Origin of the sequence: Pandoraea nosoerga (assembly GCF_902459585.1) — a bacterium.
In the GTDB taxonomy this organism is placed as follows: domain Bacteria; phylum Pseudomonadota; class Gammaproteobacteria; order Burkholderiales; family Burkholderiaceae; genus Pandoraea; species Pandoraea nosoerga.
In genome coordinates, this window is record NZ_CABPSC010000002.1 from 258918 (window position 1) to 283480 (window position 24563).

Annotated in this window: 22 protein-coding genes; 5 read left to right on the forward strand and 17 right to left on the reverse strand. The window is 66.4% G+C overall.

The window, feature by feature from the left end; genetic code table 11:
• Positions 1–39 precede the first annotated feature (39 nt).
• From PNO31109_RS04100 to PNO31109_RS04110, 3 genes are all read left to right on the forward strand, one after another.
• A complete protein-coding gene (locus PNO31109_RS04100; RefSeq protein ID WP_150554369.1) occupies positions 40–747 on the forward strand; it encodes a class I SAM-dependent methyltransferase in 708 nt (235 codons plus the stop codon).
• 7 nt (positions 748–754) lie between these two features.
• Entirely contained in the window at positions 755–1195 is a 441-nt protein-coding gene (locus PNO31109_RS04105; RefSeq protein ID WP_150554370.1) for an Rrf2 family transcriptional regulator, read from the forward strand.
• Between the two features lie 163 nt (positions 1196–1358).
• The gene (locus PNO31109_RS04110; protein WP_150554371.1) at positions 1359–1730 is read left to right on the forward strand and encodes a GFA family protein; all 372 of its coding nucleotides are present in this window, start codon (positions 1359–1361) and stop codon (positions 1728–1730) included.
• Between the two features lie 169 nt (positions 1731–1899).
• Here the strand turns inward: PNO31109_RS04110 and PNO31109_RS04115 are convergent, their stop codons facing one another.
• The 15 genes from PNO31109_RS04115 to PNO31109_RS04190 form a co-directional block, all read right to left on the reverse strand.
• Entirely contained in the window at positions 1900–3228 is a 1329-nt protein-coding gene (locus tag PNO31109_RS04115) for an NAD(P)/FAD-dependent oxidoreductase (protein WP_150554372.1), read from the reverse strand.
• A 64-nt stretch (positions 3229–3292) separates the two neighbouring features.
• Complete coding sequence (locus tag PNO31109_RS04120) at positions 3293–4060, reverse strand: ABC transporter ATP-binding protein (protein WP_150554527.1); 768 nt, start codon at positions 4058–4060, stop codon at positions 3293–3295.
• 71 nt (positions 4061–4131) lie between these two features.
• The gene (locus tag PNO31109_RS04125; RefSeq protein ID WP_174966267.1) at positions 4132–4899 is read right to left on the reverse strand and encodes an ABC transporter permease; all 768 of its coding nucleotides are present in this window, start codon (positions 4897–4899) and stop codon (positions 4132–4134) included.
• A 63-nt stretch (positions 4900–4962) separates the two neighbouring features.
• On the reverse strand, positions 4963–5967 hold the full coding sequence (locus PNO31109_RS04130) for an ABC transporter substrate-binding protein (protein ID WP_150554373.1): 1005 nt from the start codon (positions 5965–5967) through the stop codon (positions 4963–4965).
• 143 nt (positions 5968–6110) lie between these two features.
• Positions 6111–7073 (reverse strand): LysR family transcriptional regulator, encoded by a 963-nt coding sequence (locus tag PNO31109_RS04135; RefSeq protein WP_150554374.1) that lies wholly within the window; start codon positions 7071–7073, stop codon positions 6111–6113.
• 284 nt (positions 7074–7357) lie between these two features.
• Positions 7358–7801 (reverse strand): arsenate reductase (glutaredoxin), encoded by a 444-nt coding sequence (gene arsC / locus PNO31109_RS04140; protein WP_150554375.1) that lies wholly within the window; start codon positions 7799–7801, stop codon positions 7358–7360.
• A gap of 28 nt (positions 7802–7829) precedes the next feature.
• On the reverse strand, positions 7830–8849 hold the full coding sequence (gene arsB / locus PNO31109_RS04145) for an ACR3 family arsenite efflux transporter (RefSeq protein ID WP_150554529.1): 1020 nt from the start codon (positions 8847–8849) through the stop codon (positions 7830–7832).
• A gap of 177 nt (positions 8850–9026) precedes the next feature.
• On the reverse strand, positions 9027–9989 hold the full coding sequence (gene hutG, locus PNO31109_RS04150; RefSeq protein WP_150554376.1) for a formimidoylglutamase: 963 nt from the start codon (positions 9987–9989) through the stop codon (positions 9027–9029).
• A 27-nt stretch (positions 9990–10016) separates the two neighbouring features.
• Positions 10017–11234, reverse strand: a complete 1218-nt coding sequence (hutI, locus tag PNO31109_RS04155) for an imidazolonepropionase (RefSeq protein ID WP_150554377.1) — start codon at positions 11232–11234, stop codon at positions 10017–10019.
• A gap of 7 nt (positions 11235–11241) precedes the next feature.
• Positions 11242–12624: an L-histidine transporter HutT gene (locus tag PNO31109_RS04160; RefSeq protein ID WP_150554378.1), complete on the reverse strand. Its 1383-nt coding sequence runs from the start codon at positions 12622–12624 to the stop codon at positions 11242–11244.
• Positions 12625–12768: 144 nt separating this feature from the next.
• The gene (gene hutH, locus PNO31109_RS04165) at positions 12769–14325 is read right to left on the reverse strand and encodes a histidine ammonia-lyase (RefSeq protein ID WP_206111065.1); all 1557 of its coding nucleotides are present in this window, start codon (positions 14323–14325) and stop codon (positions 12769–12771) included.
• Positions 14326–14422: 97 nt separating this feature from the next.
• Positions 14423–16114, reverse strand: a complete 1692-nt coding sequence (hutU, locus tag PNO31109_RS04175; protein ID WP_150554380.1) for a urocanate hydratase — start codon at positions 16112–16114, stop codon at positions 14423–14425.
• Between the two features lie 147 nt (positions 16115–16261).
• Positions 16262–17017, reverse strand: a complete 756-nt coding sequence (hutC, locus tag PNO31109_RS04180; RefSeq protein WP_150554381.1) for a histidine utilization transcriptional repressor HutC — start codon at positions 17015–17017, stop codon at positions 16262–16264.
• A gap of 145 nt (positions 17018–17162) precedes the next feature.
• A complete protein-coding gene (locus tag PNO31109_RS04185) occupies positions 17163–18338 on the reverse strand; it encodes a DSD1 family PLP-dependent enzyme (protein WP_370749757.1) in 1176 nt (391 codons plus the stop codon).
• A 16-nt stretch (positions 18339–18354) separates the two neighbouring features.
• Entirely contained in the window at positions 18355–19014 is a 660-nt protein-coding gene (locus tag PNO31109_RS04190) for an HAD family hydrolase (RefSeq protein ID WP_150554382.1), read from the reverse strand.
• A 128-nt stretch (positions 19015–19142) separates the two neighbouring features.
• Between PNO31109_RS04190 and PNO31109_RS04195 the strand changes: the two genes are divergently transcribed.
• Complete coding sequence (locus PNO31109_RS04195) at positions 19143–20060, forward strand: LysR substrate-binding domain-containing protein (RefSeq protein WP_150554383.1); 918 nt, start codon at positions 19143–19145, stop codon at positions 20058–20060.
• Between the two features lies 1 nt (position 20061).
• Here PNO31109_RS04195 and PNO31109_RS04200 read toward each other — a convergent pair whose 3' ends face one another.
• Positions 20062–21039, reverse strand: coding sequence for an aliphatic sulfonate ABC transporter substrate-binding protein (locus PNO31109_RS04200; protein WP_150554384.1), 978 nt, complete (start codon positions 21037–21039; stop codon positions 20062–20064).
• A gap of 463 nt (positions 21040–21502) precedes the next feature.
• Between PNO31109_RS04200 and PNO31109_RS04205 the strand changes: the two genes are divergently transcribed.
• Positions 21503–22366 (forward strand): alpha/beta hydrolase, encoded by an 864-nt coding sequence (locus tag PNO31109_RS04205; protein WP_150554531.1) that lies wholly within the window; start codon positions 21503–21505, stop codon positions 22364–22366.
• A gap of 841 nt (positions 22367–23207) precedes the next feature.
• Here PNO31109_RS04205 and PNO31109_RS04210 read toward each other — a convergent pair.
• Positions 23208–24464 carry a phosphatidylserine decarboxylase family protein gene (locus PNO31109_RS04210; protein WP_150554385.1) on the reverse strand — a complete coding sequence of 419 codons (1257 nt, stop codon included), beginning with the start codon at positions 24462–24464 and terminating at the stop codon, positions 23208–23210.
• Between the last annotated feature and the right edge of the window lie 99 nt (positions 24465–24563).

Consider the following 24563-nt stretch of genomic DNA (forward strand, 5'->3'; position numbering starts at 1 on the left):
TGAAACATCAAAAGTTACATGTTGACGGAGGTATGCGTTATGGTTCGAGACACGACGGTGCAGGACACGATTGCGATGTTCGATCAGCACGCGGCCACGTATGACGAGACGTGGCGCGGCCTCGCTGCGCTGCGCGACGCATTGCAGCTCGTGCTGGATGCGGCGTTTGCCGCGCTGCCCGTCGATGCGAACGTGCTTTGCGTGGGCGCGGGCACCGGCGCGGAGATCGTGCCGCTCGCGCAGCGGCATCCCGGCTGGCGCTTCACGGCCGTGGAGCCGTCCGGCGCGATGCTCGACGTGTTCCGGAACAAGGCGCAGGCGCATGGCATCGCATCGCGCTGCACGTTTCACCGGGGTTTTCTCTCGTCCTTGCCGGCGTCGGCGCCGTTCGACGGCGCTACCTCCATTCTCGTGTCGCAGTTCGTGACGGATCCCCGGGCACGGCAAGGATTCTTCCGCGATATCGCGCAGCGGCTTCGCCCCGGCGGCCATCTGGTGAGCGCCGATCTTGCCTGCGATATGGCATCAGAAGCGGGAAGCCGTCTGCTGGCACTGTGGTTCGAGCTGATGTCCTTCTCGCCCCAGGCGCGCGAGCGCGCGAAGAGCGTCTATGGCGATCAGGTCGCCGTGGTGCCGCCGCAGGCGGTGGAGGCGCTCATCGAGGCGGGTGGTTTCGACGCGCCGGTGCGCTGTTTCCAGAGCGGCCTGATTCACGCGTGGTTCGCCCGCGCGGTCAACCAAGGCTGAGGCGGCAATGCGAAGCGACAGCCGTCTCTCGCGCATGCTGCACGTGCTGCTGCACATGGCCCGGCATGACGCACCGTTCACGTCGGAACAGCTCGCGCGGATGCTGCGCACCAATGCCGTGGTGGTGCGGCGCACGATGGCGGGCCTGCGCGACGCAGGCTATGTCCGCTCGGACAAAGGGCATGGCGGCGGCTGGTCGATCGCTTGCGATTTGCGCGCCGTGACGCTGCTCGACATCTACCGCGCGGTGGGCGGGCCGCATCTCTTCGCCATCGGCGTCGAGAGCGATAACCCTCAATGCGCCGTCGAGCGGGCGGTGAACGCCGCGCTGGATGACGCGCTACGGGAGGCTGAAGCCCTGCTGATCGCCCGCCTCGGCGCGATCTCGCTCGCCGAGCTCGCGCAGCGGTTCGACACGTTGTGCCGGCCGACGGCGGCCCCGGGGTGATGCGCCCGTGAGGGTGGGCGATGTGAGGGCGATGTGAGGGCAGCAATACCGTGAATCTGCGCGCGGCGCGGGATACACGGTTCATACAACCGCGTTCGCGACTTGGGCTATAAAGCAGACATCGATCGCGCCGCCGGCGCGAATAACGCTCGGGAGTCGCCGAATGCCGTCAGACGTCTTGCAAGGATCCTGCCACTGCGGGGCCGTGCGTTTCGAAGTGAGAACGCCGCTGGAACCCGCGACCCGCTGCAATTGCAGCCTGTGCCGCCGCAAGGGAGCGCTGATGTCGCCGGCTTTCCCGGAAGCGAACCTCCAGATCCTGGCCGGGGAGGGGGACCTGACCTGCTATCAATTCAATACCCGCGTGGCGCGACACTATTTCTGCAAGCACTGCGGGATCTATACGTTCCACGGCACGCGCATGTCGCCCGGTATGTGGCGGGTCAATATCGGCTGCCTCGAAGGCGTGGATCCTTATGCGCTCGAGGCCGCGGTCGCCGACGGCCGGACGCTGTCCGTCGTGGGGGACGCGTGAGACACCTGCCCGGCGCCGGCCGACGTCCGTGCCGGGCGAGCCGGATACCTTAGCAGACAAGCGCGCGGTGGGCGCTTCCGCGCTTTCCCATGTCGTGGTGAGCACCTGGTGGCGAGCGGGGAGCGGCGGCCGTCGGCCTCATCTCCCCATGTCGTTCGTCGACGGCAGCTTACCGCTCCAGCCCGGCGCGATGCTTCTGATACTGGATCGCGGAGACGATGGCCAGACGCCGGATCGGTTCGGGGGGAAGCCACGTCGGACGTTCGAAGCCGAGCGCATCCGCGAGTTCGGGCGACTGCTGCCCGCACGCCATCTCGCCGAGCAGCTTGCCGAACATGCTGCCCTTGAGCACGCCCGCGCCATTGCAGCCGAGCGAGGCGAACAGGCCGGGCCGGATTTCGCCGAAGTAAAGCGCGCCGTTGCGCGTGAGGGCCGTGACGCCCCCCCAGACGTGCTCGAATCTGTGCGAGGCCATGCGCGGGTAGCGGCGGCGGTACGCGTCCGACAACATCGCTTCGACATCGGCCATCGGGCGTTCCTTCTCGTAGGAATAGGCGCTGCGCACGACGAAGCGTCCGCCGAGCGTCTTGCGCAGCGTGGTGCCGAGCCGGTTCGCGGGAATCACGCCCCACTCGCGCGCGGGACCGAGCTTGGCCAATTCGTCGGCGCAGAGCACCGGCGTCATCGCCGCGTAGGTGTAGATCGTGAACACGCGGTCGCGCGCGAGGCCCAGCTTGCGCGCAAAACCGTTGTTGGCGACGATCACCTGCGTGGCGCTCAGCGTGGCGCTGGGCGTCGTGACGGTGAACGGGCCCGTGCCGTCGAGCGCGATCACCGGCTCGTTCTCCCACAACCGGACATTGGCGGGCAGACTGTCGGCCAGTCCGCGAACCAGCGCGGCGGGCTGCACGAACACGTTGTTCTGGGAGTGATAGCCGTAGCCGTAGTAGTCCGTGCCAATTTCCTCGCGCAGCGCGTCGCGCGACAGTTCGCGGTACGTCACTCCCCACTCTCGATACTGCGCCAGCGTGTCGCGCAGGCGTCGTTCGCCGTCGCGCGTGGCTGCCGCGTGATACTTGCCGACCGGGTTCCAGCCGCACTCGATGCCATGCGTTCGGACCAGATCGTGCAGCCACTTCAGGCCGATGTCATAGAGCCGGATCTGCTTGCGGGCGACTTCCGCCGGGCTGCCGTGGCCGCCCATGCCGGTGTTGTGCGGCAGGTTGATGAGAAACCCGGAGTTGCGTCCTGCCGAACCGTTGCCGGCGATCGTGGCGTCGATGACCAGCACGTTCGCTTCCGGGCGCAGCTCCGCCACCCGGCGAGCGGCTGCGAGGCCGGTGAAGCCGGCGCCGATGACGATGACGTCGAAGCTGCGCACCGAAGGCGCCTTCGTGTGCGGGACGCGGGCCGGCAGCAGGGCGTTCCAGCCGGCCCCCGCCTGATACGCGGGGAAAGTGTCCCGCACGGGGCGGGAAGAAGTGACTTGATTGGACATGACATTGAATTGCGGGGCGTAGGCAGGCTCGGCGACCCGGTTTCGGTCGCCGGCGTGGCGAGCGTCAGGCAGCCTGGCTCTCGAGACTGCGCATCACTTCGGTTTGCACGGTGTTCCAGATTTGTGACTTGAGTTCGTTGTAGCGGGGCGAGAGCTGGACCTGGGCGTCGCGCGGCATCGGCAGATCGTTGTGCAGGTCGCATGCCACGCGCCCCGGGCGCGCACTCATGATGACCATGCGCGTGGAGAGCATCAGCGCCTCGTCGATCGAGTGCGTGATGAAGACAATGGTCTTGCCGCTCTTCTGATAGATCTGCAGCAACTCCTCCTGCAATACCTGGCGCGTCATCGCGTCGAGCGCGGCGAATGGTTCGTCGAGCAGGATCACGTCGGGATCGTTGGCCAGTACGCGCGCGATCGACACGCGCTGGCGCATGCCGCCCGAGAGCGCTTTCGGATAGCGGTCCTCGAAGCCCTTCAGGCCCACCATCTCGATGTAGCGGCGTGCGCAGGCGTAGCGCGTGGGCTTGTCCACGCCCTTCATCTTCAGGCCGAAGGCCACGTTATCGAGTACGGTGAGCCACGGGAACAGTGCGTACTGCTGGAAGACCATGCCGCAGTGCGGGTCGATGCCCTTGACCTCGCGGCCATTCACGCGGATGCGGCCCGTGGTCGGTTCGTCGAAACCGGTGATGAGATTGAGCAGCGTCGACTTGCCGCAGCCCGAGGCGCCGAGCAGCACCACGAATTCGCCGCGCGCGATGTCCATGTCAACGCGCTCGAGTGCCTGGAACTCGCCGAAGCGCTTCGAAACGCCGTCAATGGCGATCATCGTTTGCGTCTCGCCTGCGCCAGCGCCTTGCGCGCCGGGTCGCACGTCCGTGTGCGAATCGATGCGATCGTTCATGCCTGCCACCCCAACACCTTGCGCTCGATGGCGCGAAACACAATATCCGTCACCAGTACGGTGACGCTGATCATCACCATGCCCAGCACCACAACCTCGGTCTGGAAGAACTCCTTGCCGTTCATGATGAGAAAGCCCAGACCTTCGCGCGCGGCGACCAGCTCTGCCGAAATCACGCACGTCCACGACAGGCCGAGAATGATCTTCAGGCCCGACAGGATCTGCGGCAGGCTCGCCGGCAGAATCACTTCACGCATGACCTGCGAGCGGCTCGCGCCGAGATTCCTGGCGGCCCGGATGAGCAATGGATCCACGCTGCGCGTCGCCTCGATCACGTAGACCAGCGCCGGCGCGAACGTGCCCATGAACACGATGCTGTACTTCTGCGTCTCCGAGATGCCGAACCACAATAGCGAGAGCGGAATCCAGCTCATCGAGGGGAGCGGGCGCAGGAACGACAGAATGGGATCGAACGCGGCGCGCGCGTAGCTCGACGTGCCGAGCACGATGCCGAGCGGGATCGCCACGACCGTGGCGGCGATGAAGCCCGTCATCACGCGCCGGGTGGAGGCGAGCACGTTGGCGAGCAGCGAGCCGTCGGCCAGCATGGCGACGATGCGCTCCCCCACCGCGGACGGGGGCGGCAGGAACAGCGGGTCGACGAGCCCCGAGCGGCAGGCCGCTTCCCACGCGAGCAGGAAGACGACGACGGAAGCGAACCCCACGCCGAGCAACGTGGCGCGAGACGGTTGGCGATGATTCACGATCAGACTCCTCAAACCTGCACCGGCACGCGGGCGCCGGCGCACGGGCGATAGCGCGGGGGCTTACAGATACGACGTGTTGATCCACTGGCGCACGGCTGGCGCCTTGTCGATCTGCTTGTATGTCACCAGCATTTCCGCGAGGCGCTGCAGGCCGTCGACATAGCTGCCCGGCGACTTGAGCAACTGCCCCTGCTGCGCGAGGCTGTACCACTCCGCGCCCTTGATCGTCTCGATCTGATCGAGTGCGGAAACGCCCGTGAGCGAGATGAGCGTGCGGGCGGCTTCATCCGGTTTGTCGCGCAGCGTCTGGCAGGCGTCGAAATACACCTTCAGGTACTTGCGCACCGCGTCGGCGTTCTTCTCGGCCCAGGCGTTGCGCACGATGAGCACGTCCGGACCCGGCGTCACGTTGTACTTCTTGTAGAGCGAGAACTGTGTGTCGTCCGCGAGCAATTTCATGCCCGACATGGCGCGGATGCGGTTGAACTGCGGCGTCCAGGCCGCGGCCGCGTCGATCTGCCCCGACTGAATGGCGCCCGGCAGTTCCGGGGCGGGCACGTTGAGCACCGTCACGTCGTTTGACAGACCGGCGCTGCCCAGCAGATCGAGCACGAGCAGGTGTGCGCTCGAGGCGAACGTCACGCCCAGCTTCTTGCCCTTGAGGTCCTGCAGCGAATTGACGCCTTCACGCACGAACAGCCCCTCCACGCGACCGAAGCTCTCCGGCACGGCCACGATCGAAAAGTGCTTGGAGCCTCGCGCCATCAATGCGAGCGCGGACACGATGCCCGTGCAGGCGATGTCGATGCCGCCCGAGAGCACCGCGCTCATGCGCGCCGAGGACGTGCCGAACGACTGCCACTGCTGATCGATGCCGGCGGCCGCGAAGGCCCCCGACTTCATGGCGAGATAGGCCGGATAGTGGCCCAGCCATGCCGAGCCGCCGTATTGAACGGTAGTCGTGTCGGCGGCGCGGGCAACGCCGGGCAGCGAGAGGCCGCCGACGGTGGCGGCAGCCGACATGGCGGCGCTGGCGTGGAGGAACTGGCGTCGTGAAAGGTTCATGCGTGTCTCCTGGTTGACTGTGTTATTCGCGTTGAACATGGGGCGCGCTTCAGATGGCGTTCATCCGGCCCCGCGCCCGGGGCGGGGGTTCGGCTACCGGGTGACGATGGCCGAACGGGTTCGGGAATGGCGATGGCGCGGACCTAGCACAGTGCGAGCCGCTCACCGAGCCACGGCATGAGGCGGCGCAGTTCGGGGAACGCTTCCTGTGCCAGCGCGAGCCGGCCGGCGAGAAAACACTGCGACGCCATCTCCGAGACTTCGCCTTCGCGCGAGACCTGATAGATCGTGCGCGAGAGGGCGGGGCCGGGCAGCGGCAGCGCGGCCACCTGAGGGAGCGAGGCACGCCCTTGCAGCAGGCAAAGCGGCGTGGCGATCGTGAACCCGAGGTCGGCGGCGACCATCGACATCACCACGTCCGAGGTGTCGATCTCGAGGTGCATGCGCGGTGAATGGCCTGTGCGGCGCAAATGACGCTCGATCACGGCGCCGAAGTGCGACCGTCCCGAGAAGCGGATGAGCGGCAGCGTGCGAATCAGCTCGCTCAGGTCGGCCTGTGCGAGATCCGCCTCGCGGGCTTTGGGCACCACGACGATGAACGGTTCCGTGAAGATTGGCCGGCGCACGAGGCGTTCCATGTCGTGCATGGGGTCGCTGGTCACGATCAGGTCGAGTTGGCGGGCGAGCAGGGCTTGCGCGTGTCCGTTGGCGAGTCCGGACCAGAGCAGGAGTTCGCTGGTGCTGCCCGACATCTGTCGCACGATCGACGGGCCGACAGTGGCCGCGAACGAGTCGATCATGCCGACGCGCACGGCGGCGCGGCTGGCGACGTCGGCGTCCTGCACCTGAGCGATGAGCCGGTCCATGTCGTCGACGATCTGCCGTGCGTGCCGTGAGAGGGCGAGGCCGGCGGGCGTGAGCTTGAGCGGACGCCGGGTGCGATCGAGCACGCGCGTGCCGACCGTCTGCTCGATCTGGGCGATGGCTTGAGAAATGGCTGACTGCGTGACGCCCAGCGTCTGAGCGGCGCCTGACAGGCTACCGGCGGACGCCACGGCCTCGAAGATCCGCAAGGATCTGACATCGAGGTCTGCGCGTTTTTTCATCGACCTGTCTCCGGTCCCGGCAACGCGCGGCGCAGGGAAAATCGCTCCTTGGCGGCGTTGCGTTGTATCGATATAAGAATTTCTGTGAATTGTAGGGAGACGGGTGCAAAAAACGGAACAGAATTAAGAAAAACTAATACTTTGTATTAGGGGTTGAGAACTGCAGCCGGGACAGCCGCGCGAAAAGACCGGCGCCGGCTCGGGCGCCGGGCGGAACGAAGGTGTCGCAGGGACAATGGACGATGAGACCGGCGGACGGGAACTGCTTTCCGAATCGAGTCCGGTCACTGTCCGAGAGGCGGGCAGGGGGGCACGCGCTGCCCGTCGGCATCGACGACCATTTCGCCGTCTTCCTTGGCGAACGCAGCGCGTTGAGCGCCCGGCAGGATGTCGAGCACGACTTCCGAGGGGCGGCATAGCCGCACACCGCGTGCGGTGACGACGAACGGGCGATTGATGAGGATGGGATGCGAGAGCATGGCGTCGAGCAATTGGTCGTCGCTCAGCGAAGGATCCTCGAGGCCGAGTTCGGTGTAGGGCGTGCCACCTCTGCGCAGGGCATGGCGCACCGAAAGCCCGGCCTGGCGAATCAATGTCTGCAGCGTCCGACGATCCGGCGGTGTGGCCAGGTACTCGATGATCACGGGCTCGATGCCCGCGTTGCGAATCATGGCGAGCGTGTTGCGTGACGTGCCGCACGCCGGGTTGTGATAGATCGTGACGGACATGAGGGTTTCCCGGAAGGTTGCGATTCCGCTATCGCGTTTCGTACCAGCGCTGCGACCGGTTGACGATGCCGACCACCAGCAGCATGACGGGGACCTCGATCAATACCCCGACGACCGTCGCCAGCGCCGCGCCGGACTGCAAGCCGAACAGGCTGATGGCGGTGGCGACCGCCAGTTCGAAAAAGTTGCTTGCCCCGATCAGCGCGGAAGGGCCGGCAACGCAGTGCGCGACACCAAGCTTGCAATTGAGCAGGTAAGCCAGCGCCGCGTTGAGCAACACCTGGATAAGAATCGGGACGGCGAGCAGCACAATGACCAGCGGCTCGCCGACGATGGCATTGCCCTGAAAACCGAAGAGCAGGACGAGCGTGGCGAGCAGCGCCCAGATCGAGCAGCGGCCCAGGCCGCCCACGACACGTTGATAGATCGCTTCCCCGCGCGCGAGCAGCATCTTTCGCAGCGCTTGCGCAATCATTACGGGCGCCACGATGTAGAGACCGACCGAGGCGATCAGCGTGTCCCACGGCACCGTGATGGACGACAAGCCGAGCAGCAGGCCGACGACTGGCGCGAATGCCACGACCATGATGGCATCGTTGAGCGCGACTTGCGATAGCGTGAAGTAAGGATCGCCTTTGCAGAGCTGCGACCAGACGAAAACCATCGCCGTACATGGCGCCGCCGCGAGCAGGATGAGTCCGGCGATATAGCTGTCGAGTTGGTCCCCGGGCAGCCACGCCGCGAACAGATGTCGCACGAAGATCCACCCGAGCAGCGCCATCGAAAATGGCTTGACGAGCCAGTTGACGAACAGTGTGACGCCGATGCCCCGCCAGTGGCCGGCCACCTGGCCCATTGCGCGGAAGTCGATCTTGACCAGCATGGGGATGATCATCACCCAGATCAGCAACCCGACGGGCAGATTGACGTGGGCGACTTCCATGCCGGCGATGGCGTGAAACGTGCCAGGCAACCGCTGCCCCAGCACCACGCCCGCGCCAATGCACAATGCCACCCAGAGACTCAGGTAGCGCTCGAAGGCTCCCATCGTGCCGGCTGGAACGAGGGGAGCGGCGGGAGCGGCGGACGTTTCGCGCGCGGCGCTCACGGACGGGACTCCGCGATCGCGCGGTGTCCGCCCTGCGATGCTCGTGACGATATCATTGCGTCGATTTCCATATTTCTAATTTAATGGAAATATGGAAAAGTTGCAAACCGCCCACACTCAGAGCAGCCGATAGGCGAGTCGGGCGGCCACGCGCGCGCCTGCGGCTTGAGCATCGAACTGCGGGTTATACTCCGCGAGATCCGCGACACGCAGCTTGCCCGAGCGGCGCACGTGCGTCACGATGGCCTCGATGACCGGCATCGGCACGCCGTATGCCGCCGGCGCGGAAACGCCTGGCATGACGGGGGCGGGCAGCACGTCGAGATCGATCGTCAGATAAACGTGGGAGACGCCGGCGATCATCGCGTCGACGTCGGCCAGACGTGCGGCGAGGTCGCGCTCCTGCATGTCCACGTCTTCCACATACGTCACGTTCAGTTCGCGGGCGCGCTCGAACAGCGATGCCGTGTTGCTCAGCCGGCTGACGCCCAGGCAGGCATAGTCGAACGGAAGCCCCGCCGCCGCACAGGCCTCGGCGATCTGATCGAACGGAGTGCCCGACGTGCCGGGCCGCGCCGTGCGCAGATCGAAGTGCGCATCGAGGTTGAGGATCAGCACGCGCGAGCGGTCGCCCGCGGCGTCGAGATGCGCACGCAACCCCTGCCAGGTGCCCCAGGCGACCTCGTGTCCGCCGCCGAGCACGATCGGCTGCGCACCGGCGTCGAGCTGCCGGTGCACCCGTGCTGCGAGTGCCGCCTGTGCGATTTCGAGCGCGTCGCCTTCGCACGAGACGTCGCCCGCGTCGAACACGCGAATCATGTCGTGCGCCGGCAGATTCGCCAACGCGCGACGGATGGCAAGCGGCCCTTCGGCGGCGCCCGCGCGCCCCTGGTTGCGCTTGACGCCGGCATCGCAGGCGAAGCCGATGATGACCGGCGCGCCGCCGGGCGCGGCCTCGATGCGCGGATCGATTTCGCGCACGATGTTGAAAAGACGACGGGTGTCGCCGCGCTCGCCCGCGTCCGTGCGTCCGCGCCAGACGGTGGCGTCGGCCGGGACGGGCTTGAGTTGCTTTGCCATGACGGCGTCTCCTTTGGGCGAAGCGGGTTACGCGCCGGCGAGCTCGCGCCACTGGCCATGGCGCACCGTTCGCGAGGGCAGATCGCCGCCCAGCCAGTAAGCCAGCTCGGCGGGACGCTCGATCTCCCACGCCACGAAGTCCGCCGTCTTGCCTGCTTCGAGCGTGCCGTGCGTGTCGAGCATGCCGAGCGCCTTGGCGGCGTTGCGTGTGACCCCCGCGAGCGCTTCTTCCGGCGTGAGGCCGAACAACGTGCAGGCCATGTTGAGCATGAGCCGCAGCGACAGTGCGGGCGAGGTGCCGGGATTCAGATCGGACGCCACGGCAATGTCCACGCCGTGACGGCGCAGCAGGTCGACCGGCGGCCGGCGTGTTTCCTGAAGCATGTGAAAGGCGCCCGGCAACAATACCGCCACCGTGCCGGCGCGCGCCATGGCGGCCGCGTCCTCCGGCGTCATGTACTCGAGATGATCCGCCGAGAGCGCGCCCAGCTCCGCGGCCAGACTCGAACCGCCGAGCGGCGACAATTGCTCGGCATGGAGCTTCACGGGAAGCTTGAGCTTCTGGGCGCGCAGCAGCACCCGCATGACCTGTGCCGGCGAGAACGCGATCGTTTCACAGAAAGCGTCGACGGCGTCGACGAGGCGCTCCTCGGCCAGCGTGGGCAGGATCTCGGCGCAGACGTAGTTCACGTATTCGTCCGCTTTGCCCGCAAACTCCGACGGCACCGTGTGCGCGGCGAGGCACGTCGTCTTGACGGTGACCGGCAGCGCTTCGCCGAGGCGACGCGCCACGCGCAGCATCTTGCGTTCGCTATTGAGGTCGAGGCCATAGCCCGACTTGATCTCCACGGTGGTGACGCCGTCGCGCATGAGCGCCAGCAGACGCTTGCGCGCCGACTCGAACAGGGCGTCTTCGGTGGCGTCGCGCGTGTGGCGCACCGTGTGCTTGATGCCGCCGCCGGCCGCTGAGATTTCGGCATAGCTCACGCCCTGCAGCCGCTGCTCGAACTCGAGGCTGCGGTTGCCGCCGAATACCAGGTGCGTGTGGCAGTCGATCAGGCCGGGGGTAACCCACGCGCCCTGCAGGTCGATGCATTCGTGCGCCCCGCTCGCGGGCCGCTCGTTGCGCGGGCCAACCCATTCGATTCGCTTGCCGTGCGTGACGATGACGGCGTCCTCGATGGCGTGATACCGGCCGTCGCGCATGGTCGCGACGTGGCAGTGCTTCCAGTAGATTCGTTTCATGGCGCGCTCATTTCAGACTCATCTGGCCGCGCAGTGCCTGCGCCTGCCTGGGCTTGACCCCGAAGTGATATGCCGCCGACATCAGCACGATCCAGCCGGCGCCGACATACAGCGCGATGCGCGTGTCCTCCCTATAGCCGAGCACGCCGATCACGAACAGCATGAATGCGATCGCCAGCGCCGGGCCGACCGGCCACAGCGGCACCTTGAACCTGAGCGCGGCAACCTCCGCGGCCGAGAGACGGCGGCGCATGGCGACCTGCGAGAGCAGGATCATGAGCCACACCCATACCGTCGCGAACGTGGCGATCGATGCAATGATGAGAAATACGCCTTCGGGAATCAGGTAGTTGAGCACCACGCCGACGAGCAGGGCAGCCGTCATCACGAGCACCGTCACCCAGGGCACGCCATGGCGCGACGTGGCGGTAAAGGCCGCCGGCGCCTGACCGTGTTCGGCCATGCCGAACATCATGCGTCCCGCCCCGAAGATGTTGCTGTTGATGGCGGAGATGGCGGCCGAAATCACGATCAGGTTCAGGATCGCGGCGGCCGACTTGATGCCCAGGCCCGAGAAGATCTGCACGAACGGGCTGCCCTGGCTGCCGATGCCGGTCCACGGAAAGATCGCCATGAGCACCACCATCGTGAGCACGTAGAAGAGCAGAATGCGGGCCGGCACGGCGTTGATGGCGCGCGGGATCACCGTCTCGGGGTTCCTGGCTTCGCCTCCCGTGATGCCGATGATCTCGATGCCGCCATAAGCGAACATCACCACCGCGAGCGAGGCCACCAGACCGCCCCAGCCGTTGGGCAGGAAGCCGCCATGCACCCACAGATTGCTCGCCGCCGGCGCGTGTTCGCCATGCAGCTGCGCGCCGGTGAAGAGGATCACCGCGCCGCCGGCGATCATGGCCACGATGGCCAGGATCTTCACCAGCGCCAGCCAGAATTCCATTTCGCCGTACACCTTCACGTTGCACAGGTTCAGCCCGCAGATGAGCATCACGATGCCGAGCACCCAGATCCACTGCGGCACGTCGGGAAACCAGAAGCCCATGTAGATGCCGAATGCCGTGACGTCGGCCAGACACACGATCACCATCTCGAGGATGTAGGTCCAGCCGGTGAGGAAGCCGGCAAGCGGGCCGAGATTGTCGCGGGCATAACGGCCGAACGAGCCGGACACGGGCTGCCGCACGACCATTTCGCCGAGCGCGCGCATGACCATGTACACCGCCGCGCCGCCCAGCACGTAGGCGAGGATGACGGCCGGGCCGGCGAGCTGGATGGCCGAGGCCGAACCGTAGAACAGGCCCGTGCCGATGGCCGAGCCGAGCGCCAGAAAGCGGATGTGCCGCGCGCTCAGATTGCGTTGCAGGTTTTTCAAGCTGTCTCCTGAAGGCGTGATGCACCGGCCCGCGAGAGCGGGCGGCGAAGGAAATCGGGTTGTGCGGCCAACCCGGCACGCGTATACGCCGGGGCACGAATCGCTGTTCGTTACGCCCCGGCGGGGCGTGACATCAATGGCGAATCAGACGCTCGGCAGCATGCCGGACGGCACCAGCTCGCTCAACCGGCGTTGCGCGATCAGGGCACTGGCGCCCTCGATGTCCGGGGCGAAATAGCGATCCTTATCGTAGAACGGAACGGACTGGCGCAGCAGCGTGCGGGCGCGCTCGAGCACTGGCGTCGTCTTGACGCCCTCACGGAAGTCCAGGCCCTGGCAGGCGCCGAGCCATTCGATCGCGAGGATGCCTTCGACGTTATCGGCCATCTCCCAAAGCCGTTTGCCGGCATTGGGCGCCATCGACACGTGGTCTTCCTGGTTGGCCGAGGTCGGGAGACTATCAACGCTCGCCGGATGTGCCAAGGCCTTGTTCTCGGAGGCCAGGGCAGCGGCCGTCACCTGCGCGATCATGAAACCGGAGTTCACGCCGCCGTTGGCCACGAGAAACGCCGGCAACTGGGACATGTGCTTGTCCATCATGAGCGAAATGCGGCGCTCGCTGAGCGCGCCGATTTCCGCGAGCGCCAGGGCGAGGTTGTCGGCCGCCATGGCAACCGGCTCCGCATGGAAGTTGCCGCCGGAGATCACGTCGCCCTGTTCCCAGAACACGAGCGGGTTGTCCGACACGGCATTCGCCTCGATCGCCAGCACCTCGGCGGCCTGACGGATCTGCGTGAGGCACGCACCCATCACCTGCGGCTGGCAGCGCAGCGAATACGGGTCTTGCACCTTCTCGCAGTTCGCATGCGACTGGCCGACCTCGCTCGTCTCGCCGAGCAGATGGCGGTACACGGCCGCCGCGTCGATCTGGCCGCGCTGGCCGCGCGCGGCGTGAATACGTGCATCGAACGGCGCGCGCGAGCCGAGCATCGCTTCGACCGTCAGTGCGCCGCACACGCTGGCCGCCGCGTACAGGTCTTCGGCTTCGAACAGGCCTCGCAACGCGTAGGCCGTAGACACCTGCGTGCCGTTTAGCAGCGCCAGACCTTCCTTGGCGGCGAGCGTGAGCGGCTCGAGGCCGGCGACGGCGAGCGCCTCGCGCGCGCTCATCCATTGGCCGCGATAGCGCGCCTGGCCCTCGCCGAGCAGCAGCAGCGACATATGGGCGAGCGGCGCGAGGTCGCCCGAGGCGCCGACCGAGCCCTTGAGCGGGATGCGCGGATAGACCTCGGCATTGACCAGCGCGACGAGCGCGTCGATCACCTTGCGGCGAATGCCCGACAGGCCACGCGCCAGACTGTTGATCTTGAGCACCATGATGAGGCGCACCATCGCGTCGTCGAGCGGTGCGCCGACGCCTGCCGCATGCGAGAGCACGAGCGAGCGCTGCAGATTCTCCAGATCCTCGTGGGCAATGCGCGTTTGCGCGAGCAGGCCGAAGCCGGTGTTGATGCCGTAAGCGGTGCGGCCCTCTGCCACGATAGCCTCGACGCACGCCACGCTCTTGTCGATGGCGGCGCAAGCGGCGGGATCGAGCGTGACGGTGATCGGGGTCTGATAGACCTCGCGCAACTGGGCGAGCGTCAGTGCGCCGGGCGTCACAAAGAGTTGGGACATGGATGGATTTCCTTGATTCGACATATTCGGTGTTTCGCAGGTAATGCGATGGCTTTGGCGATGACTTTGGCGATGACTTTGGCGATGACTTTGGCGATGACCTCGGCGATGACCTCGGCGATTACTTTGGCGACGACTTCGCGGTGCCCAGCATGGGCAGGTTCAGGCCGTGCTCGCGGGCGCACTCGATGGCAATGTCATAGCCGGCGTCGGCATGACGCATGACCCCGGTGGCCGGATCGTTGTTCAGCACGCGGGCGATGCGTGCGGCAGCAGCGTCGGTGCCGTCGCACACGATCACCACGCCCGAGTGCTGCGAGAAGCCCATGCCGACGCCCCCACCGTGGTGCAGCGAGACCCACGTCGCGCCGCTGGCCGTGTTCAGCAGGGCGTTGAGCAGCGGCCAGTCGGAGACGGCGTCCGAGCCGTCGCGCATGGCTTCCGTTTCGCGGTTGGGGCTCGCGACCGAACCGGAGTCGAGATGGTCGCGGCCGATCACGACCGGCGCCGAGAGCTCTCCCGAGCGTACCATTTCGTTGAACGCCAGTCCCAGCCTGGCGCGCAGGCCCAGCCCGACCCAGCAGATGCGCGCCGGCAGGCCCTGGAAGCTGATGCGCTCGCGCGCCATGTCGAGCCAGCGATGCAGGTGAGCGTCGTCCGGAATCAATTCCTTGACCTTTGCGTCGGTCTTGTATATGTCTTGCGGATCGCCGGAGAGTGCGGCCCACCGGAACGGGCCCACACCGCGGCAGAACAGCGGGCGGATGTAGGCGGGCACGAAACCGGGAAAGTCGAACGCATTCTCCACGCCTTCTTCCTTGGCCATCTGACGGATGTTGTTGCCGTAGTCGAAGGTCGGCACGCCCATGGCGCGCAAGTCCAGCATTGCCCTTACATGCACGGCCATCGACTGCTTGGCGGCCTTCACGACCTCAGCGGGCTTCGAGCGGGCGCGCTCGCGATACTCTTCCCACGTCCAGCCGATCGGCAGGTAGCCGTTGAGCGGATCGTGCGCGCTGGTCTGGTCGGTGACCATGTCCGGACGCACGCCGCGGCGCACCAGCTCCGGCAGGATTTCCGCCGCATTGCCGCACAGCGCGACCGAGACGGCCTGCCCGGCGGCCGTATACCGCGCAATGCGGGCGAGGGCGTCGTCGAGATCCTTGGCCTGCTCGTCGACGTAGCGCGTGCGCAGGCGAAAGTCGATGCTCGTCTGCTGGCATTCGATGTTCAGCGAGCAGGCGCCGGCGAGCGTGGCCGCCAGGGGCTGCGCGCCGCCCATGCCGCCGAGCCCGGCAGTCAGCACCCAGCGTCCCTTCAGATTGCCGCCGTAGTGCTGCCGGCCGGCTTCCACGAACGTTTCGTAAGTGCCCTGCACGATGCCCTGGCTGCCGATGTAGATCCACGAGCCGGCCGTCATCTGGCCGTACATGGCAAGCCCCTTGGCATCGAGTTCGTTGAAGTGTTCCCACGTTGCCCAGTGCGGCACGAGGTTGGAGTTGGCGATGAGCACGCGCGGCGCGTCGGCGTGGGTCTTGAACACGCCCACGGGCTTGCCCGACTGCACCAGCAGCGTTTCGTCGTCGCCCAGCGTCTTGAGCGTCTCCACGATCTTGTCGTAGCACTCCCAGTCGCGCGCCGCGCGTCCGATGCCGCCATAGACGACGAGCGCATTGGGGTTCTCCGCGACGTCCGGGTCGAGGTTGTTCATCAGCATGCGCAGCGGCGCTTCGGTCAGCCAGCTGCGGGCGTTGAGCTGCGTGCCGCGCGGGGCGCGGATCGTTGCATCGCGGTATCGGGTGGGTTGGCTCACAACGTTCCTCTGTTTCGTCGAGTTCATGGCAGATGCCTGCCGGAGTGACTTGTACAGTATTGTATATACAAGTCATCGTGAACTAGGGTTTTCACGCAGTCGGAACGACGGGCCAATGGGCGCGACTCGCGCGAGGCGCGGACGACCTTACGGGCTATCGCCGAAGCGGCCTTCGAGTCGATGGCGCGAGCCGGGGTGCAGCAGGCGCGCGACGGAGACGATGCGCTTGCCGGTCCATGTGCGGCGGCGAATCAGCAGGCACGGCTCGGTGCGCGCGATGTGCAGCATGTGCGCTTCCTCGGGCGTTGCGGTCACGGCTTCCACGACGTGCTCGCCCGACGTGAGCGGCGAAATGCGCTGCAGATAGGCGTTCGGCGTGAGCTTGGTGAAGTCCTGCGCGAGGTAGTGCGGCGCCAGTCCGGGATTGACGTAGCGGTCTTCGATCTGGACAGGCACGTTGTCCTGGTAGTGGACGATGACCGAGTGGAAGAGGGGCTCGCGTTCCTGGAGCCCCATCGCGAGGGCGCGCTCCGGACCGGCGAGTTCCTCGCGCAGCAGCTTCACTTCCGCGCGATGGCGATGACCGTGCTCGGAGATTTCGTCGGCGATGTTGTTGACGGCGAGCAGCGGCGAGTGCGATTTCGGCTCGGCCACGAACGTGCCGACACCCTGCATGCGCACGAGCCGGCCTTCGGCGGTGAGTTCGCGCAGCGCGCGATTGACCGTCATGCGGCTCACGCCGGAAAGCTCGACGAGTTCGTTCTCCGAAGGCACACGATGATGCGGCGGCCACGCCCCGCTGTCGATCTGATGACAGATGAACTGCTTGAGCTGCAGATAGCGGGGCGCGGGCCCCGGTTCGGTGAGCGTTTCGACAGTGGGCTGTGCAGTTTGACGTGGCACCTTGTTGGCCTCTCCGGACACTGTGTGCGGGTGGAAAGCCTGAAGGATAAGCCAATCGCCGGCCGGACAGGGGAAAAATGCGGCGCCCGCATGAAGAACGGCTCGGGGCCGGAGGCTGCTGCGCCGTCCGCGCAATCCCGGCGGCTTACCAGCCGTGCAGCCGCGGCCACACGGCCACGTCGCCCGTCGGAGAGACGGCGTGGTACTCGGGGAATTGAGCGCCGGTCGCACAGGCATGATTGGGCAGAATGCGCAGCAGCGTACCGATCGGAAAACGCGTGGCGATGTCGCGATCGGGCTCGCCCTCGCGCGACAGAATACCGTGCTCCTGATTGGCGCCGCTCAGGACATAGCCGGGCATGACGCTGCCGTCGATGCCGCAGACCTGACCGTAGCCGAAGTCGCGCCTTTGCTTGCCCGTGCCGCGATCCCGGCTCATGGCCATCCAGCCGGCGTCGACAATGGCCCAGCCCTTGTCCGTTTGATGGCCGATCACCGTCGTGAGCACACTCAGCGCAAGTTCGTCGATCGTGCATACACCGATGTTATGCATGACCAGATCGAAGAACACATAGACCCCTGCGCGGACTTCGGTCACGCCCTCGAGATGCCGGGCCGAAAGCGCCGTGGGCGTCGAGCCCACGCTCACCACCGGACACGGCAGGCCGGCGTCGCGCAGGCGCGCTGCCGCGCGCACGCAACCCGCGCGCTCTTGCTCGGCGATCGCGGCAAGCGCCTGTGGCGTATCGAACTCGTAGCTCGAGCCCGCATGCGTCATCACCCCGCCGAGCCTGGCGCCGCCTTCGTGCAGCGTGCGAGCCACCTCGAGCAACGCATCTTCCTCCGGACGGATACCGGAACGGTGGCCATCGGTGTCGATCTCGATCCACACGTCGAACGTTTCGCCGTATTCGGCCCCGAACGCGACGATCGCCTGGGCCGACGCCACGCTGTCCGTGACGATCTTCAGAGCGCAGCCGCGCCGCCGAAGCGCAAGCGCGGCCGGCAGCTTGCTCGCGACCATCCCGACCGCGTACAGGATATCGGTGACGCCGTCATCGAAGCAGCGGGCGGCTTCCTTGAGTGTCGAGACGGTGACGCCCGTCGCACCGGCGGCCGCCTGCGCGCGCGCCACCTCCATACACTTGCTGGTCTTGACGTGCGGGCGCAAGCGCACGCCCAGCGCGTCCATGCGCTCCTGCATGCGGCGGATGTTGTGCTGCATGCGCGACACATCGATCAGGGCAGCGGGCGTATCAAGGGTATCGAGCGTATCGAGCGTCTGCATCGAAGCGAGCGATGCGGCGGATATGGAAGTCATGGTGCGCTCCTCAACGTCAAGCGTGAAAATGTCGAAGCCACGCGAGCGCGGGTTCGAGGGTGGCGGCCTCGCGCTCGGCCGGCGGCGCCCCGTCGGGCCGCGGCAGGCCGACACGGTTGTGCCAGAACGTGCGCAGGCCCACGGCCGACGTGCCGAACAGGTCGTAACCGGAGCCGGCCACGAACGCCGCATCGCCGGCAGGCACGCCCAGCCGGTCGAGCGCCATGCGGTAAGGGCGCGGATCGGGCTTGTAGAACCCCGCTTCTTCGGACGTCACTACGGCGTCCCATTCGATGCCGAGCCGAGCCGCCGCCTGATGGCCCAGTGTCCTGGAGCAGTTCGTGACGACGGCGAGCTTGCAGTGCGGGCGCAACGCAGCGAGCAACTCGCGCGCGCCGTCCCAGGCGGGCAGCGAGCGCCACCCCGCCTCGAGCGCGAGCAGCGCTGCCGGCGGCAGGCCGACGTGGCCGGCCGCTTCGCGCACGAGCTGCTCGTAGCTCACGTAAGCGCCGCAGCCGTAGGTTCTGCGCAGATACTCGGCGCGCCACGCGCGCCCGGCGGTCTCGCTGCCCGCGGCGCGATTCCAGAGCGTCCACGAGTCGAGCAGTGCCGTGAGCAGATCGAACAGCACGGCGCGTGGCCAGCCGTCTGTGTGAGGTGTCGCAGCGTCGGACATAAGGGCCTCGGAGAAAAAATTCACTGAAGTTCGCGAACGGCACGGGCGCCGCCGGATAGCGACCAATGTAGATCGCAAACCGCTTGCCGTGGTTAAATCTCACAACATCCATCATTAACTTCAAGTGAATGATCCAGATCGAGGACTTGCGCCTGATCGAAGCGCTGGCGCAGAGCGCGTCGCTCAGTGCGGCGGCGCGCATGCTCAACGTGACGCCTCCGGCCTTGTCGGCGCGCCTGCGCAAGCTCGAGGCGGCGTTGGGCGTGGCATTGGCGACGCGCACGTCGCGCCAGCTGAGCCTGACGGCCGAAGGCGAGCGTCTCGCGCGCGAAGGCTCGGCGCTGCTCGCGCAGCTCGATGCGTTGCCCGACTCGTTTCGCCGCGACGGCAAGCGCCTGACGGGGACGCTGCGCGTTGCGGCTCCCTTCGGCTACGGGCGTCACTACGTCGCGCCGGCGCTGGCGCGTTTCGCGCAGATGCACCCGGATCTTCATCTGCAACTGGATCTGCGCGAGACGCCGTGGCCCGACAAGCACGACGCGGATGCGGTCGTTCATGTGGGCAACGTCAGGGATTCGTCATGGATTGCACGCCCGCTCGCGCCGAATGAACGGTGGTTGTGCGCGAGCCCGGCGTATCTTCAGCGCCATGGCGCGCCGGCCGAGCCGCGCGATTTGCTGCAGCATCGCTGCATCTGCATCCGGGAGAACGACGAGGACGCCTCGCTGTGGCGGTTCCGGCGGCGAACGTCAGCAGCCGCGCGAACGCCGCGCCGCACGTCCTCGCGCGAGAGCGTTCGCATTGTGCCGGCCTACACCAGCAACGATGGCAGCGTTGCGCGCGCCTGGGCGGAGCAGGGGCTGGGCATCGTGCTTCGCTCGCAATGGGATACGCGCGAAGCCGTCGCGGCAGGGCGCCTCGCGCGCGTGCTCGGCGACTGGGAGTTCGACAGCGCGCCCGTGACGTTGCTCGTGCCCACGCGACGCGGGCGCACGGCGCGCCTGCAGGCGCTGATGGCGTTTCTGGAGGAGGCGCTGGGCGCGTGAGCTACCGGCCGGCTTGCAGTGTCGCGTCGGCAACGCGAATCGGGCGCGGAATGAGCCTGAGCTGCGAGAAGGTGTCGGCAATGCGCTGCTGCGCCTGCAGTACCGGGTCCGACACCGGCTTGTAGACGTGGGCGTAGTGGCGCAAGCCCTTCTCGATGATCTTCGCGTCGAGCCCCTGAATCGGCGCGAGCCTGGCGGCGGCGCCAGCGTAGTCGTCGCGAATTTGCTGTCCGGTCTGGCTCAGCACTTCCAACGTGGTCTTGATGACGTCGGCGCGCTTTTGCGCATAGGTGCGCTGGCTCAGGAAGAACTGATGATGGTCCGCGGCGCCCTCGGCGTTCGCGAGCAGGCGCACGGGGCTCTGGTCGAGCACCGCGCTGAGAAACGGATCCCAGATGGCCCAGGCGTCGACCGAGCCGCGTTCGAGCGCGGCGCGCGCATCGGCAGGGGCGAGGTATACCGGCTCGATGTCGCCGAAATCCAGTCCATGCTTGCGCAGCAGGGCGACGAGGAACCAGTGGACGTCCGAGCCTTTGTTGAACGCGATCTTGCGGCGTTTGAGATCGGCCACCGTCCTCACCGGCGACGTGTTGGCGACGACGACGCCTTCGGCCAGCGGCGTCGGCACTTCGTAGGCGCTATAGACGAAATCCGCGCCCGCCGCCTGCGCAAATACGGGCGGGGCTTCGCCAACGTAGCCGAAATCGATCGCGCCGACATTCAGCCCCTCCAGCAGTTGCGGTCCGGCGGCGAACTCGGCCCAGGTGACTTCGACGCCCAGCGGGCGAAGCCGGGCCTCGAGGCTGCCGTTCGCCTTGGCGAGCACCAGCGTGCTGGCCGCCTTTTGATAGCCGATGCGGAACTTGCCTGGGTCGAACGCCGCTCGCACGGGCAGAGAGAATGCGCCGGTGCCGGCGGCCGCGCACGCGCCGAGCAGGGTCAGAAATTGGCGACGGCTCGGATGGCCTGAATGCATCATGAGTCTTGACCGTATCGAGAAAGCAATCGGTGGATGTCGATGAACGAGGGGCGCGCAATGTCACGCAATGTCGGGCCCTTCGCCCGAATTATCCGTATCGCCTCGTGCGATGGGCAACGAAGCGTTTGTGCTTTCGATATTCGCAAATCGAGGAACTGCAGGGCGCGGCGGGCAGACCGAATCGGCGGTGGCATCGGTCGCGGCCGCAGGTGCGTCGACGATCAGTGCTCGCGCCAGGGTACGGCGCCCCGATGCGTCGAGCGAAAACTCACTGTGCGCCGCTCACTTCAGATGTTAATCTTCCGGGCGCCCGTCATGGCGTCCTGTTGCTCGATTGCGCGGGGCGCGGCGTGCGGGCGCAACAGGACAACGATATTCATCAGGAGGGTATGTGTTCGAGAGGCTTCATCAACGTGTGGGACGCGCTCGGGGGAAATGGCAACGCCATCTCGTCGCAGGTGCGATGGTGGCGATGGGCGCAATGGGTGCGATGGGCGTGGGCAGCCAGTGGGCGCACGCCAGCGAAGTGCGGTCGAGCGAGGTGTACAGCAAGGATCTGTCGCGCCCGCTCACCTACAACGTGTATCTGCCGACGGGCTACGATGCCGCAGGCAAGACCACGTATCCGGTGCTGTATCTGCTCCACGGTAACGACGGGGTACGCAACGACTGGGTCGTCAAGGGCCGCATGCAATCGACGATGGACGAGCTCATTGCGCACGGCGACATCCCGCCGGCCATCGTCATCATGCCGGACGCCAACACCAACTGGTACGTCGACCTGAAGGAGCGCATGGAGAGCGCGTTCTTTGGCGAACTCATCCCGCATGTCGAAAAGACGTACCGGGCAATCAAGACGCGCGACGCTCGCGTGATCGGCGGCTTGTCCATGGGCGGCTACGGCGCGCTGCGCTATGTGATGAAGTATCCGGAGAAGTTCAAGGCCGCGGCGCTGCTCAGTCCCGCCATCTACAACCCGGAACCGCCGAAGGACTCGTCGGCCCGCTTCGTGAAGGTCTTCGCCGAGCCGAACACCGACGGCGCCTACAGCGCGCGCGTCTGGCAGGAGAACAACTATCCGGCATTCTTCGACGCGTTTCTGAAAAAAGGCATCAAGGTACCGATGTACATCAACTCCGGCGACGACGACGACTTCAACATCGAAGCCGAGGCCACGCGGTTGTACGAGCTGTTGCGCGCCAACAAGCAGCCCGCCGAATTGCGCATCGTCGACGGCAAGCATGAATGGCCGGTGTGGTCGAGCACGCTGCCTGACGCACTGAAATACATCTTCCGCGACGTGCAGCGTCCGCAACGCAACGACTGAATCCGTCCGGCGCTCGTCTGCCGGCCCGAGAGCGCGCACGCGCAGGGCATCATCCGGTGCGAGCCGGGCGTTCCGGATCGCATTCGGATCGTATTCGGATCGCGTTCGCGAGCAGCAATCTGGTGGGGCTCGGGCGCTGGCGCTCCCTGGCCGGGCCGTGAGGGTCATGACGCAGACAGCCGTGTCGGCGGATTGGCGCATCCTGACGGGGCGCCCACCAGTGCCATCGTAGCCATGGCTCCCCCCGCTGCCATGGCTGCCGGCCGTGGGAATTGCGGTAAAGTTCGATCGCACGCGTCCCGATGCGCTGAGCCCGGCGCTTGCCGGGCACATCCAGCGAACTTTGCCGGCGAACTCAGCGGCAAATCAGCGGCAAATCAGCGGCGAAGTTAGCGGCGATGTCGGGCCGGCGCGACAGCGGGTCGCCGGCGGCCAAATTCGTCGCCAGTCGGGCGCGATTTGTCGCACAATGTCGGGCTGCCTCGGCGGCGCGGCACGGGGAAATGCCGCACCGCCGGCAAAAGTCGATTTCCGGGAGGGGGGTTCCGTCACCGGAAACGTTTGATCAAGTGATTTTTGTACCGAAGAGGTCGATATGTTGGCGCGTTTCGTTGCGTTGTTGGTGTTGGTCGGTTCGCTCTTTTCCCTTGCAGCCTGCAATACGGTCGACGGGGTTGGGCAGGACATTTCGGGCGCGGCGCGCACCGTCAAGCGGGCGCTGTAAGCGCCTGGCGTCAGCGTGGGCCGCACCCGGACGGCCTGTCGCTCACCACTTGCCTCGACGCCCATGCCCGGCGCCTGCCGGGCGTGCGGCGCCGACTATCTTCAACGCGCCGGCCGACTATCGCGCCCGGGCAACGGCGGCATTCACCTGCAACGGCTTGTCGCCGGGCAGCGAGTGTTCGTCCGGGACGAGCGATTCGATCACGCCCTCTTCGAAGACCAGGCAATAGGTCGATCCCCCGTACTGAAAATGCCCCACCTCGTCGCCCTTGCTGACGTGCCGCCCCCGGTCCGTGCCCAGCATGCATGACGACACGTCGCCCATGCCGACGAACAGACAGCCGACAGTGCCAAGCGCGGGCTCGTCTGCCTTGATCACGATGATCGCCCGGGTCGCCGTCGCCGCCAGATACCCCTGAGAGTCGTTGAGCCCGGCCTGGTCTTCGCCCTCGGACGGTGCTTCCGAATAGTAAGTACCGGGCAACCGGTAAGCGGCGATCACCGTGCCGTCGATCGGCGCATGCCAGCGGTGGTAGTCGTAGGCGCTCAGATAGGCCTGATATACCGTGCCGCCGGCAAACGGCGCCGCGAGCGCCTTGTGCGACGCGCCGAACATGTCGAGCAGCGAGTAGGGCTGCGATTTGATCCAGAACGTGTCGCGCATGTGCGCATGGTGCTGCACGTTGTACGGCGTGCTTTCGCAGGCGTTGACGATGACGCGCGGATCGTCGGGCGCCGCGACGGGCCGCATGCCCGGCCGGAAATGGCGGGTGAAGAAGGCGTTCCAGGAGTCGAAACCGCCGTAAGGCAAGTCGCGCTGCACCTCGAACTGATCGAGGTGCAGCTTGGCGTCGGCCTCGTCGCTGAGCCACCCGTCCGGTGCGCGCCTGTTGAGAAACGTGCGCGAATCGGGGCCGCTCAGGAAGTGACACCATTGCGTGAGCACGTCGCGCAGGCAGCGGTTGAGCTCGGGGTCCCGGAAGAGCGCATAACCGGACGGCACGCACATGAGCCAGTCGAGCAGGGCGTTGAACGGGCAGACGATCAGGCTCGCCTTGTCGAAGGCCGGGGCGATCGTCGTCACGTAGTCGATGGTCGTCATCAACGTGTCGATGTCGTCGAACCCGAGGTGGTGCCCGTCGGCCCGCGCTTGCGAGATCGCGAGGCTCAGGTCCATGCGGCGCACGGGATCGTCGATGACGCAGGCCCGCAATCGGGAGACGGCGGGGCTCAACGGCTGGGTGGCGCTGCGCTGCCGTGCCTTGCGCACGAGCGAGGCACGGAATTCGGCAATCGCGTCTTCATTTTCCGTGATCCACGCGCCGAGACGGCGGCGCGACGAAGGCGGCGTGGCACGCTTGGCGGTCGACGTCATGTTGCGAACGCTCCTTGTCCTGGTGTCGGTAACCCGAAGCAGAAGCAAGTTCCGTGCGCGGCGCCCGGGTACGCCCGGCGGAAGCGGTGCGCTCCTGCG